This window comes from Chitinophaga sp. 01L420 (assembly GCF_056399985.1).
The window spans coordinates 70,982-85,226 of sequence record NZ_JBFTSK010000011.1 but is presented as its reverse complement, the minus strand read 5'-3'; the positions used below and the strand labels follow the sequence as shown (position 1 = coordinate 85,226).

10 protein-coding genes are annotated in these 14,245 nt (G+C 44.7%); 4 read left to right on the top strand and 6 right to left on the bottom strand.

What is annotated here, in order from left to right:
* The first annotated feature begins 82 nt into the window (after positions 1 to 82).
* Positions 83 to 304, top strand: coding sequence for a hypothetical protein (locus AC1DP6_RS13240; protein WP_477055260.1), 222 nt, complete (start codon positions 83 to 85; stop codon positions 302 to 304).
* Positions 305 to 378: 74 nt separating this feature from the next.
* Here the strand turns inward: AC1DP6_RS13240 and AC1DP6_RS13235 are convergent, their stop codons facing one another.
* The gene (locus AC1DP6_RS13235) at positions 379 to 2,262 is read right to left on the bottom strand and encodes a DUF3472 domain-containing protein (protein WP_477055259.1); all 1,884 of its coding nucleotides are present in this window, start codon (positions 2,260 to 2,262) and stop codon (positions 379 to 381) included.
* A gap of 86 nt (positions 2,263 to 2,348) precedes the next feature.
* Positions 2,349 to 3,308, bottom strand: coding sequence for a peptidoglycan DD-metalloendopeptidase family protein (locus tag AC1DP6_RS13230; protein WP_477055258.1), 960 nt, complete (start codon positions 3,306 to 3,308; stop codon positions 2,349 to 2,351).
* A gap of 137 nt (positions 3,309 to 3,445) precedes the next feature.
* Here AC1DP6_RS13230 and AC1DP6_RS13225 point away from each other — a divergent pair, with 137 nt between their 5' ends.
* Positions 3,446 to 4,189, top strand: a complete 744-nt coding sequence (locus tag AC1DP6_RS13225) for a hypothetical protein (protein ID WP_477055257.1) — start codon at positions 3,446 to 3,448, stop codon at positions 4,187 to 4,189.
* Positions 4,190 to 4,564: 375 nt separating this feature from the next.
* On the opposite strand, the gene AC1DP6_RS13220 is transcribed toward AC1DP6_RS13225, so the two are convergent.
* The 4 genes from AC1DP6_RS13220 to AC1DP6_RS13205 form a co-directional block, all read right to left on the bottom strand.
* Positions 4,565 to 5,257 (bottom strand): alpha/beta hydrolase, encoded by a 693-nt coding sequence (locus AC1DP6_RS13220; RefSeq protein ID WP_477055256.1) that lies wholly within the window; start codon positions 5,255 to 5,257, stop codon positions 4,565 to 4,567.
* 192 nt (positions 5,258 to 5,449) lie between these two features.
* Positions 5,450 to 6,937 carry an alpha-L-fucosidase gene (locus tag AC1DP6_RS13215; RefSeq protein ID WP_477055255.1) on the bottom strand — a complete coding sequence of 496 codons (1,488 nt, stop codon included), beginning with the start codon at positions 6,935 to 6,937 and terminating at the stop codon, positions 5,450 to 5,452.
* A gap of 253 nt (positions 6,938 to 7,190) precedes the next feature.
* Positions 7,191 to 7,880, bottom strand: a complete 690-nt coding sequence (locus AC1DP6_RS13210) for a porin family protein (protein WP_477055254.1) — start codon at positions 7,878 to 7,880, stop codon at positions 7,191 to 7,193.
* 124 nt (positions 7,881 to 8,004) lie between these two features.
* A complete protein-coding gene (locus AC1DP6_RS13205) occupies positions 8,005 to 10,296 on the bottom strand; it encodes a serine hydrolase (RefSeq protein ID WP_477055253.1) in 2,292 nt (763 codons plus the stop codon).
* A gap of 113 nt (positions 10,297 to 10,409) precedes the next feature.
* On the opposite strand from AC1DP6_RS13205, the gene AC1DP6_RS13200 reads away from it, so the two are divergent.
* Positions 10,410 to 10,886, top strand: coding sequence for a hypothetical protein (locus AC1DP6_RS13200; protein ID WP_477055252.1), 477 nt, complete (start codon positions 10,410 to 10,412; stop codon positions 10,884 to 10,886).
* Between the two features lie 195 nt (positions 10,887 to 11,081).
* The gene (locus AC1DP6_RS13195) at positions 11,082 to 14,228 is read left to right on the top strand and encodes an AsmA family protein (RefSeq protein ID WP_477055251.1); all 3,147 of its coding nucleotides are present in this window, start codon (positions 11,082 to 11,084) and stop codon (positions 14,226 to 14,228) included.
* The last annotated feature ends 17 nt before the right edge of the window (positions 14,229 to 14,245 follow it).

Here is a 14,245-nt window from a genome sequence, read left to right as displayed (position 1 = left end):
CATGATCATGCTATGCATTGCTGCTGTTGCCTTATTAGCCACCTGCATCTATCACTTTTTCGGATAATCTAAAGCTGACCACATGAAAGCATCCCTCAATATCTGGGGTATCAAAGAAGTGGCCGGTGATGGTATCAGTTGCCCGATCATTCCTGCCAATATCCCCTGGTATAAAAAAACAGTGCTCCTGTTCTTTCGTTTTGGAGTATGTCCATTATGCATTACCATGAGTTTGACGTACAGTATAACGACCTTCCTCCGAAAAACTTTCGTGAAGCATCGAAAAGAAATCAACGGACGATAAACGCGGGCATTTAACATCAAAAGCAAAGCCTGCAAATAGTTTGCAGGCTTTGCTGATTTATACGATCATGGCTATTATTGCTTCACCAACCGAATCGTTTCATCACCATACTTCACAAAATACATTCCGCCTTCTAATGCAGAAACGTCCACATGCGAGGGGGTAGACGATACCACTATCTTTTTTACCAGTCGCCCTTCCAGGCTATAAATATACGCTGATGGCTGATCATTTTGCTTCTTTACAAACAGGTAAAAGCTGTTATGCACGGGATTGGGATACAGTTGCATCTTTGTACCAGCCGGCGTTGTATACGCCGTTGTTTGAGGGGATACCATTGCATTCTGGGCACCGAGTGGATTCACCAGCTGCTCCAGCAGCCAACGCTGATTAGTACCGCCATTACTGCCACTGGCGGGATACAGAATGATGCCTGTGCCGCTGATGGTGCTGCTGGCAGAATCATCCAGCACATAATGATTGGACAGGTTGCTCTGGATCAGATAGGCCCCGCCGGTAACAGCTACCAGGTTCCATTGCTGGTTAAGTCCATTTTGCACGGTGTATTGTATTGGGTGGGTGCCGGCTGTCTGGCTGCTTCCTGGCAGATCAATGGCTTTACCGCTACGGCGATTGATGATCACCTTCGCGCCATTCTGGGTACTGAGATACCATTGCAGATGGTAGCCACTACCATTGCTATATTGCGCGATAGTTGCCAGGTCTGCTTTGCTGCTATCTTTCACGCCGAGGTACAAATTACTATAGGCGTTTTTTATTTTGTACCAGGTAGTATCAGGGCTGCCACTAACGGTAAAAGTGCCGGTAACTGCGGAAGATACATTATTAAAAATATCCCGGATAGTAACGCGGGCAGTATAGGTGCCGGCTGCAAGGGTACCGGCAATAACCGCGCTGCGCTTCTGTGGCACGGTGTCCTCCTGAATACTCAGTACCGTGCCGGCTCCATTCAGGATCTCTGCTTTAGCCGATAACTGCGGCCCCGTAGTATTGCTGTTGGTCCAGTTGATAGTGGTAGTACCGCTGTTGTAGGTAGCGCTCACTGTTGATATAACACCGGCAGTGATAACAGGTGCTGTTCCCTGGTTGGTTTGTGCTGGCAGTGACAGGGTACGTCCGGTGCCGAAAGCTGCATCTGGCGTAGTACTTCCTCCATGCACCATAAAATAGGCATCTTCCGTAGCATCATAACCCGCATTAAAAGCCCGGTCGTATATCCCGTTGCGCCCCTGATCACCGGCATTAGCACTGAAAGTACGACTCGTATGTTTTTGCCATACTCCCGCCGTGTTCAGGTTCCAGCAATCTTTAAAAAATGCTTTACGGACAAAGGCCCCATTCCATTTAACGTTATCATCCCAGTTTTCCAGGAAGGCATCGTTGCCGGAGCCTAAATAGTTGGCAGGAGCAGGAATCGATAAGGTGGCGGTGTGAAACCATTGGTTATTACTCAGATTGTTGATGAAAGTAGCGATGTACAATTGTCCGCCTGACTTCCATGACCGGATCACCATATTGTACCAGGTATTAAGCGTCCAGTTGTAGGGATTAATGGATTGATACCCATCTCCTTCCCCACCGAAACGACCGGTATAAGTATTACTGGCTTTGTATTGCACCGCGGAGTAAATGCCGCCGGCAGTGTTGGGATCCCAGAGGGACGAAATAAGGGTATGCGAGCTCCCTTTGCTGCTGTCAGGCGTCTGTTGCAATCCTGCATAGCCGTTCGTAAAACTATGCATTTCAAAATACTCGGTAAAAGCGGATTGCACAATTTTAATCTTATGCATCTTCAATACCGCATCAACGGGAAAAGAGAATGTCAGGTGTTGCGAAGGCGCGGCACCCTGCGCATATGTTTCAGCGGGATGCAGTGTCGTTAATAGGAATGACACACCTAAAATGGCGTATAGCCATGATTGTAACAGTTTTTTCATTGTTCGACAGATTTTGGTAGTAGGAAATTACATTGAATATAATGATTATATTTTATAAAAAATGCAAATCCCCTTACAAAAAATCATCACTCCTTTCCCTTTACCTGATCTCCTTTGATAGGTGAATAATCGGTTTTAGCAACCCCGTTGACTGTCAGGTTATCAAAAAAGCATTTTATGCCGGTAGCCTGATTAAAGTCTTCTGTATTCTGCAAATGAAAATGTAAATGAGGTTCGGAAGAGTTTCCTGAATTTCCACACAGGCCCAGTAATTGTCCCTGTTTCACCACATCACCCTGTTTTACTTTTATAGTATGTTGTTTGAAGTGTGCGAAGAAAACGTATTCCTGGTTTTTAGTTTTTATTAAGATAGAATTACCCGGAACGTAGATAGGATTCAGCACACCCGGGATATTATCTTTGACGCCGTCTACCGCTAACACTACCTCCCCGTCGCAGGGAGCAATGATGGGCTGACCAAATGCGTAATAATCTTCGTTGGTTTTGCCATCGGTTTTAAAGCTCTTTCCGTCTTTGTTATTCATCACAATATCAAAGGCATTCTTTTGAAACTTCACCACCACGTGATAGTTTAACTCTTTGGTATCTCCACCCCAGAACACCGTCCATTCTCCTTTAAAAGGCAGGTGCATACGCGTGATGTTCCGCAGGGTATCCGGCTCTTCATAAGGCTTCGCATACAATCCTGTAATCGCTTTATTATTGTCTGCCGCTATCTGCAGCAGTATGACGCCTTTTTCAAACGTGGTTTTATATACCGCAAACGGGGCCCGGTACTCCAGGAACGTACGTTTTGTGATACGTCCATACCTGTTGCTCAACTGGGTTAGAAATGCGTTGGTTTTATCCGCTGGCAGACTGATTTTGGTTTGTTCAGAAAAGGTAGCAAAAATGCTGTCGTACTGATGTGCGTTAAAATATTGCTCAAATTTTGCGGCGGCATACTGGCTTTCCACAGGTTCCTGGGAGAATGCAGCGCCAAAGACGAATGACAGTAAAATGGAAAAAACAACTGTTAGCTTCATGGTAAAGGTTTCGGTGATTAGTTGCTCAATTTACCAATAAACTTACAGGACATCCCATTTTTCCCGGATCCTCCATCTATCCCGAAAACACGTTTTCCTGGATTATGTTATATTTATAGTAATCAAAATTATCTCTCATGGCAAAACAAATGTCTATCCTTCCCTTTACGGGAAAACTCGGCCCTCTCATTGGGTATAAACGCAATGGCCAATACTTCCTGCGCTCCATGCCCGAAAGCGTGCAGCAAACGGCTGCTACCCGCCGCGCATCCCGGCGCTTTGGCATCGCCAGCAGGAAAGGCGCTTTTATCCGGCATGCTTTCTACGGCCACCTGGATATCCAGTGTGATGGCGGCCACATCAATCGGCTCAACAAACTGCTCATTGCTGCCGGTGATCATCACGAGGCCCTGACAGGCTTCCGCTTCAATCAGCATACCGGCGTAGATCGTTTTTTTCCGGTGGCTCCCCGCCTCTTGAGTAACGGAATCTTAAATATTCCCGCACAATCCATCGCCGGGTATAAAGGTATTGCTGCCTTTGAAGTAAAAGTGATCGCTACACGTATTGATTTTAGATCACGCCAGGTGGCAGGTAGCGAAACCGTTACACTCATGATAGCCCCCGACACCACTTTCCAGGAAACAAATGTTTCACTGGATGTACCCGGGCAAGGTTCACTGGTAGTGGTTTTCCAGGTAAGAGCGATGTACAAAGACGGCCCATCAGGCAACAAACAATACATGGCCGCCGATATTATTGCGGTGGCAGCGCCAAAGGCACCCAAACAAGCTAATAAACGTAGGTACCCAAAGCGGAAGATATTGCTTCCCAACCTTACCTATACACACGCATATCCAGCTATCATTCAACTGGAATAAAGCGATCTTGCCTCCGGAGATATTTTGATAAATAATCCCTTTATACCTGCTTTCTTTCAATAATATATTTCTTTCCTCAGCTACAGCCCGGTACTGAAGCAGCCCTGTTATGGCCGGTTCTCACCTCCATTCATTTGCTGATGCAATTTCCATCCGGGTTATACATCCGAACGTCATTCCCGCATCAAGTCCACCTCTACTGCACGGATTCTATAGGTACTAAGCGGGTGCTAAGCATAGCCTCGGCAGAGCCTACATAATCACCATACACTTTTACAGCTAATCAACTGGATCCACTTTTCCGGCAAAGGAGGCACCAAAAAGCCCCGCACTACACTGTGGGCGGGGCTTCGTTGCTATTATTTGAAGAATGAACTATTTATGATTGGCCGCTTCCAGGATCAGCGCCACTACTTCTTCAGGATGAGAAGCCAGCGAGGCATGGCTGGCGTCGAGATGAATAATTTTCTTTGCATTGATATGTTCCGCCATCTCCTGTTCTGTTTCAGGTGGAATCATCAGGTCTTTATCCGACACCTGGTACCAGCTGGGCTTGGTTTTCCAGGCAGGAGTACCCGTTGCATCACCGAAGCATCGGCCATGTATGGGCTTCTGGGATAACGACATGACCAGGGCTTCCTCTTCCCGCAGATCCGCACAAAAGGAGGCATGGAATTCATCATACTTCAACCATAAAAACCCTTTGCTATCGGGATAGATGCTGGCGCCTCCCGCCGGCTGCGCCCTGCGGCCGAAGATGCCTCCCAGGCTATCCCCTTCATCCGGCGCAAAAGCCGCGATGTACACCAGTCCCACTACTTTATCATGATTTCCCGCACCAGTAATAACCGCACCACCATAAGAGTGTCCTACCAACAGCACCTTCCCTTCCTGCGCATCAATTAAATCCCGGGTTTTATTGATGTCATCTGCTAAGGAGGTCAGGGGATTCTGTACACTTCTCACATTATACCCTTCCTTATGCAGGGAAGGAATAATATGCCTCCAATGTGAACCATCTCCCCACGCCCCATGGACAAGGATGATTGTTACCTCTTTGTTTGCCATGATGAAAGTTTTATTGGTTTGAAAAATCTGCCTGAAACAGGATGAGTAATGCAATGGTTAGCTTAAAGCTACGGCAGTAACTTCTATTACAAATGAATGGGGTGTAAAGTTTATATTAAATCAAACAATGAGTCCGCTAACAACGATGCGGCCACCGGTGAAGGTTGGCCGCATCCTGTTTTGCTTTTCACTTTATTTCATATCTATCACACAAATCTCATACAACGATGGAGGCGCACTCGCTTTCGTGACCCGGAAACGCAGCTTGCTGGCATGATAGCTGCGTGGCAGCCTCACTACTTTGCAATCGCCCATGGGTTTCGACTCCATGTAAATCGTTTGCCACTCTCCATTATTGAATATATCTATCGCATATTCCTGGATACGGGGAAGCCTGATTTGTGAAAAGCCATCCGGCAGCTCTTTCGTGTCTTTGTACTCGAAGATGCTGACCTTATTGAAGGCATCTGAAGGATTCAGATCCATTTCCACACTGGCAACGGTATCTGTAGCTGCCCAACGGCTATCCAGGTTACCATCATTGACAGCGCTACCACTATACTTATTGTTCTTATCCGGATATACACTGGAAGCTGCTGCAGGTCTTAATGCTGAAATAAACCGGCCATTCTTAGGTAATGGTTTACCGATGGACAATCCCAGTCTCTTACCCAAACTAATTGCCCTGAGCGCCGTATATTCCCTGATGCGGCCAGTTTGATCAGGAGGTACATTCATCACGAGGCAATTATCATTATCGGTGCTCCAGTAAAATAACTCTTCCAGTTCATCCAGCTCGCGGACAGGCAACTGTGAGGATTTCTCAAACCAGTTCAGTCGGTCGCTGATGCAGATGGTATGTTCAAAAGGAAGATAATAGGATTGCCCTTTATGCAGATATTGCTTTTTATCGAATCTTGTAATCATTCTCGGATCCCATAAACGGAAATCAGAAGGAAAATACTGGAAGTAATATTTATTGTCAGCGGTCATTTCTCCCGGCACGGTGGCCTGCCGCTTTCCCTCTTCATTTACAATAGTGTGATTGACGCTCACGGCGCAGGCAGGATTAAATTTCTTTACCAGTTGATATACCTGGTCAACACCCCATTCCTCTGGCCTCCGGTCCCAGCCCCCATCCAGCCATAGCTCACAGATGCTGCCATAGTTGGTAAACAGTTCGGTCAACTGGTTGAGCATATAGTTCACATACTTTTGTTTGTCGGGATCCTTATAAGATGGTTCATGACGATCCCAGAGAGAATAATAGATCGCAAACTGAAGTCCGTATTTTTTACATGCATCCGATACCGCTTTTACCACATCTGTTTTAACCGGCGAAGCGCCTACATCATAGGTAGTATACTTGCTATCCCACAAACAGAAGCCATCATGATGTTTGGTGATCAGCAATACATAACGAAACCCTGCATCTCTCGCTGTGCGCACCCATTGGTCCGGATCAAGATGAGTAGGATGATATTTCTCTACCGGGATGGTACCATCTGACCACTCCACGTCCGCAAAGGTATTGATCCCAAAATGGATGAACATCCCGTAGCCGCGTTTGATCATATCCCGCTGGGCAGCATTGGGCTTTTGAGCTGGTTGCTGCAACTGGGCCTGGCAGTAATTAAGCATCCCGACAAGCGCGCTTAATAATAATATGCTCTTCATCATATATTTCCGTGTTACAAAATCGAAAATTTAAAAATAGATGAACTATCTCACGATTTCTGGGACTTAAGTGACTAATAGTAAACTTATTTTAACAAAAAGGGCGATGCAGCAAACAACAGCACTGAAGATACGCTGCACTAATAACTGCTTCCTTCATCAAAGAGGCATACGATACGCGGGGAAGGGCACATAATTTAATAGCCGGCACCTGATAAGTGCCGGCTATTAAGCTCACATAAAAAAGTGGCATTATCTATCTCTTAAAAAGATATCCCACACTTACGCCTAAATAACGGTTCTTTTCTTTTTCGTTTTTGTAAGGGCTGGTGTTTACCAGGCCAAGACTATAGTTCACACTGAACTGTAATCCCATTTTCAGTTCATAACCTGCGGTAAAATTAGCGCCGGCATCAAAAGGTTTTACATATACCTCATTGGCGCTGTACTCAGTCGAATTCTTGAATTTCACTTTATCTTCGTGATTTAAGGCAGCAAGATCGGGAGAAGTCATCTTCATCTTACCACTAATGCCATAAGCAAAATAGGCACCGAGACCCGCAAATAATTTACCGCTTCCTATCTGATGCTTATACAGTAGATTAACAGGTAGCTCCAGGTAATTTAAACGGGTAGTTGTTTTAATCGTAACAGGACGATCAAGCAAATCAGGCGTCACCGCTTCTAACTTAGCTCCTTTCTGACTGAAAAATAAACCTGGTTGCAAGGAAAGTTGATCATCCAGTGCAATATCCACAATAACGCCTGCATGGAAAGCAGGAATCATTTTGGTGTCGGCCTTTCTGCCGGCAACGCCACTGTCGCCTTCAAATTTGGACGGCATGTTGGCGGCGCTAAAGCCTGCCTTTAAGCCAAAAGTCACCTGCGCCTGCGCGTATAGGCTACCCACAAGTGCTGCAGTACATAATAGGAAATACTTTTTCATAGATAAAAAAATTATTCCACAAATATAAAGCGCGTGCTCTTTCTTCCTGTTGAGAAATACGTCACTTCTTATCCAGACAATAATTTTATTGATTCCGGGTTAAAAAAAAACTTAGTGCGGCTATTCAGCGGTCTGCATTCATTTCTGTCAGTATCATATCTGTGAGGTCGAAACGGGGAAAGTCGCCGGTATTATTTAACAATATAATTACGCCGTCATTATCTTCCTGTCTTACAAACATGGTGTAAAATCCAATATCAGTTCCAGGGTGATAAATGATTTTGTGTTGTGCGGCAGACAATGCAAAGCGCCGCTGATCTATCATCCATCCATATCCATAAAAAGCATCCCAATCCGAATAAGCCACACGCGGCTGACACATTGCTGTCATCGTTTCTTTTGAAAGTAATTTATTGGAAGATAATGCAGCAGACCATTTCAGCAAGTCTGCCGCCGTGGAAACAATGCCGCCGGCGCCGAGGGTATTAGCGGTGAAATACGGCGGTTCTTTGGTTTCATACAGATAGCCCGTTGCCATCCTGTTATCACCCGTAGTATCAATTCCGGCGTAAGTATATTGCATCCCTGCTGGCAAAAAAATGTTTTCTTTCAATACCTTCACAAACGGTTTACCATAAATTTCTTCTGCCAGATAAGCCAGCAGCACATATCCCGAATTGCTGTATTGAAATTGTGTTCCAGGTAAAAACTCCAGCGAATCACTACAGAATTTTGCCACCAGCTCTTTAAGCGAAAAAGATTGATGCATGATTTTCGAAAAATAATCAGGGTTGTTTGTGTAATTCGGAATCCCCGATTGATGTGTAAGCAACTGTTCAATCGTCACGTCCCCGTGAATATAATCAGGCAGGAACTTTTTAACAGAGTCTTTCAGTTGTAGCTTTCCTTGTTGCATCAACTGTAAGATGAGGATAGCCGTAAATGATTTAGATAAAGAGCCTATCCGGTATTGGGTATTGCCGTCTGCCGGCAGCTTATGTTCTTTGTCGGCATACCCATAGCTTTTGCTCAGGATAATTCCATTTTTATTTTTCACTAAAGCGGTGCCATTAAATTGATTGTTCAGATGATAATAGCTAAGAATGGAATCTATCCTGGCAGCAGGATCATGCGGCATCTGCTGAATTTTCCCGCGCACCTGTTTTTGCAGCCGGCCGTTTTCATTCCTTGTCTTAAGAATAGCAGCTACTGCTTCTGCGTCAAAATCAGGTAACAACATGGTATTGTGGCGCCAGAAATCTGGTTCCAGGGGCGTTGTTTGATTTTCTATGACCTTACTATCACCGAGCCTTTTACCAATAGAAACCGCCTGTTCTTTTGTGGTATCTACACCGGTAATAATGTAGTTTACTTTTATATCAGCGGTAAAATTGTATTGTCGTTTTTTACTATAAAAATTCAATAAAGTATTACTCACTACATCAGATAGCACCCAGCGCTCCCCTACTTTCTGATATTCCACGCTCAGCACATCTTTCCGGGGATTGATATGGATATCCAGCAATGACATCAAGGTTTTGGAAGCCAGATCTCCATAACTGGAATAGGGCAAACCTCTGGGACTCAGCTCCCGCTCTATTTTCAGAAAGGTCAATGTTTCCTTATCGAGGTACAACTTACCTCTGTACAAAGATTTTTTCACGCCTGCACGCTGATCAAATGTAATTTCATAAGCGGGAGCACCTTTATAATCAACAATGCCCTCGATAGCAAAAAGATGATGCTGCAACCCTTCTTCACTCAATATCTTACTGCTTTTAATTTCTTTCACCATGTCATAGTCAAACAGGTAATCCGGCTTCAGTCCAAGATCCAGGCCATGAGAAGCGGCTTCGTCTTTCACATACCTCATGCGGATCAGGTACAATTCGTTGCCTGCTTTTTCGCCGTAACCGTGATTGAAGATATCAAAAACGGCTTCAGATAATTGCATATAATCCTCGCCACGTGTGGTATTGATGCGGTAAAAACCCCTTAACTGGTGTGGTTTATTAATATAGTTATCAGGTATCCTTCTGATCGCCTCTTTCAGGAGCTTTACCGGGTCTTTCATCACTACTGCCACTTCTTTTAAAGCCAGGGAAGCAGGTTCCAGCATGATATTCATTTCCCTGTTCACTACTACCGGCAGGTACTGTACTTTATAACCCAGGGAAGATACTCTCAGTGTATCATGTAATGCATTGGTGGCTACCTGCAAACGAAAGTCACCCATGCTGTTGGTGATAGTTCCGGTGCCGCTTCTGTTTATCGTGATGCTGACTCCCCTCAGCGGCTGCTGGCTTTGCAGATCTTTTACCCTTCCCGATATCTCCATTTGCGGCTGTTGGGCAAAAACAAACGATGCAGATACAGTTTCAAGTAATACCAATAAGGATAACAATTTGATCTGCATAAGAAGAACTGATTGTTTAGGATCATTCTTGTTAAATTACAGATTATAACCCGCCGGCAGATATCTGAGTTGTTAAATATTATAAAATATTTTATTCTTAAAAACCCTGGCAAATGAGTAAAGAAGAAACTAAAGACCTGCTTAAATTTCTACAGCCGTTTAATGAGGACATGATAACAATTGTCATGTGGCTGCGCGACTTTGCCTGGGATTTATACCCCCAGTCAAATGAGCTGATTTATGACAACTATAATGCGGTTGCTTTTGGCTGGTCACCGACTGACAAAGTCGGACATACATTTTGTTCTATTGCAGTAGGACGTTCCAGTAAAAATATTCATTTTGGATTTTACTGGGGAAGTGAGCTTTCTGATCCCGACAACATACTTTTGGGAGAAGGTAATCAATACCGTTACATCCTGGTAACAGACATCAACAAGTTTCCTAAAACCTATATTAAAAAGCTGGTAAAAGCAGCCTATGCTAATTCACTTTCAAAAGTGAAAGACCAAAAACAAATTATGCACGGACAGACCATTGTAAAATCGGTTTCAGAAAAGAAAAGGCCGGAAAAAAGGAAAAAGAAATAATGCGTCATTTGGAAAATAGCTGCATCCATGATATAAGCAGCAATGCAAATAAATAACCGCAGCCCATACCGATCTCATCATAAAAAAATAACTACCTTTGCCGGGAGTCATCATTTAAATCAGGTATAAAATTTCCCCGGTAAATAGGCCATCATGGCCTATTCATATTTACATTGAGATAGTAACAATCATTTCATGCGCCATACAAATATTAAAAAAATTGCCCTAAAGGCATTAAAAATAATTTCCATATCTATTGCCACTATCATCTTTTTGCTGTTTTTACTGCCTATTCTTTTTCCTACAACGATATCCAATAAAATAAAAACATGGACGAACAACAGCATCACCGGCGATCTTAATTTTTCCAGGGCCAGGCTGTCGTTCTTTAACCATTTCCCCGCACTGACACTCACGTTATACGACTTTAGTCTGAAAGGAGCCGCTCCTTTTCAAGCCGATACACTGATATCAGCAAACGAGGTAGCACTGGGGATTAACCTGTCCAGCGTATTTTCCAACGCTATTAATATCGATGAAATCTATCTGACGAAGGGAAATATCCGCGTGCTGGTGGATACAGCAGGACATCCCAACTACAATGTATATAAATCAAGCCCTTCTTCCACACCCAGCCAGGCCGACAGTGGCAGCGCCTCTATGCAGATCGCACGTATACAACTGGAGCATTGCAATATTATTTACAATGATCAGTCGCTCCCCATGTATATCCGCGCCACTGAAGTGAACTACCTGGGTAAAGGGGATCTCAGCAAAGCACAGTTCGACCTGTATTCAAAAGTCAACATCGGTTCATTTGATATCAGCTACGCCGGCACCCAATACATTTTATCTAAAAAACTGCATGGGGAACTGATCACAAAGATCAACACCAATTCACTCGACTTCATTTTTGAAAAGAATGATCTGAAAATAAATGAATTGCCGGTGCGGTTTAACGGCGCATTCGGATTCCTGAAAAATGGCTATAAGATGGACTTTCGCCTTAGCTCTATGGAATCAGAGCTGCATGCAATTTTTGGCGCGCTACCACCGGAATACGCGAAATGGGCGGAACATATGAACATCACCGGAACTGCGGATGTCAATGCTACACTGATCGGCCAGTACATTGCGGAAAGCAACACCATGCCCGACCTTACCTTCAATATGAAAGTAAGAAATGGTACTGTCACCAACGATAAAGCACCTGCTCCGGTAAAAAACCTGTTCCTGAACTTCCAGTCTACACTGGCGCAACTCAATACAGATAGTCTTTACGTCAATGTAGATTCTATCTTCTTCAACATCGACAAAGACTATTTCAGCTCTGTCATCCGCGTGAAGGGCCTTAAAACCCCGGATATCCATATTAAAATGAATACCGACATAGACCTGGAGAAATGGAACCAGGCGGTAGGATTAAAATCCGTTGACCTGAAAGGAAGACTGCAGGCACATCTGCAGGCCGATGGCCGGTATGAAAAAACGGTAGTCTATAAGGGACTGCAACACCGTCCGGACACGGTGATCAGCAGCATCCCGGTCTTTAACTTTGATGCTACTTTACGAAACGGCTACTTTAAGTTTGCCTCCCTGCCGGAAGCGGTAAAGGACATTCGTTTTAATGCACAGGCCTCCTGCCCGGATGGGAACTACACCCATACCTATTTCAGCATCAACGATATCAATGCCAATATGCTGAGCAATTATATCAGGGGATACTTAAAGCTTACCAACGCGCAGCAACCACTCATTGACGCCAAACTGGAGTCATTGCTGCATATGAGCGATCTTAAAAAAGTATACCCGATAGACAGTCTGGATATGACCGGCGACCTGGCGGTAAATGTGGTCACGAAAGGTACCTACCTGCCGGCAAAAAGATTATTCCCGGTTACTACTGCCAAACTGACCATGAATAACGGCGCCGTACAAACGAAATACTATCCCCATCCACTGGAGAAAATTAATATAGACGCCACCGTTACCAACACCACGGGCACCATGCGTTCACTGAACGTAGACATCAAACCCATCTCCTTCGAGTTTGAAGGGCAGCCCTTCGTACTGAAGGCCGACCTGAATAATTTCGATGACCTCCGGTATAACATCGCATCTAATGGGGTAATAGACCTGGGGCGCATCTACCAGCTATTTGCCATAAAGGGATACGACCTGAAAGGATTTATCAAAACCAACCTGTTGCTGCGCGGCACACAAAGTGATGCCACCTCGGGCCGGTATAATAAACTGAGTAACAGCGGTACCCTCATCATAAAAAACATCGCGTTAACATCCGAATTGCTGCCCCTGCCCTTTTTAATCAATAACGGCGTTTTCCGTTTTGACCAGGACAAAATGTGGTTTGATCAGTTTAACGCCAGCTATGGCAAATCATTGATTAACCTCAACGGATACCTTAGTAATGTGATTGGTTATGCTACCACTAAAGACCAGCCTCTCCGCGGGTCCTTTGACCTGAAAAGCGGTTATATACTGGTAGATGAGATGATGGTAAACGGAGCCGGCAAAAGTACGGCGTCCGGCAAAAGTGTTCCTGCCGGGCCTTCCGGCGTAGTCATCATACCGGGCAACCTGTCGCTGACGCTCAATGCCGCTGCTGATAAGATCCGGTTCAAGGGTATGGACATCAACAGTTTCCACGGACAACTGGTGATCGATAGCAGTAAACTTAAGTTAAACCAAACCGGCTTTACAATCGTTGGTGCGGCAGTGGAAATGGATGCTACCTATGTGAGTCTGCAGCCCAAAAGAGCCATGTTCGACTATCACATCAGTGCAAAAGAATTTGACATCAAAAGAGCCTACAACGAAATAAAGATCTTTCACGATATGGCCTCCTCGGCATCCTATGCCAGTGGCATCGTTGGCCTGGACTACAGCCTGAATGGCAAGCTGGATGAAAATATGAATCCCGTATATCCTTCCCTGAAAGGCGGAGGCGTGCTATCTGTTAAAAAAATAAAACTAAAGGGCTTTAAGTTATTTAATGCCGTCAGCAGCAGCACCGGCAAAGGAGATATGAAAGACCCGGATCTTTCCCAGGTAGATATCAAAACCACCATCAACAATAATATCATTACCATTAACAGAACAAAGATGCGCATCGCCGGCTTCCGTCCACGTTTCGAAGGACAGGTGAGTCTTGATGGCAAACTAAACCTCAAAGGACGCCTCGGGCTACCACCATTAGGCATATTCGGTATACCCTTCAACGTTACCGGCAGCCAGAATAATCCTGTAGTTAAACTGCGCAGGGGAAGCGATAAAGATAAGCTGGAAGAAACAGAAGATCCGGATGGAGAGGATAAAAAATAGTCGTGGTACATCAAAGA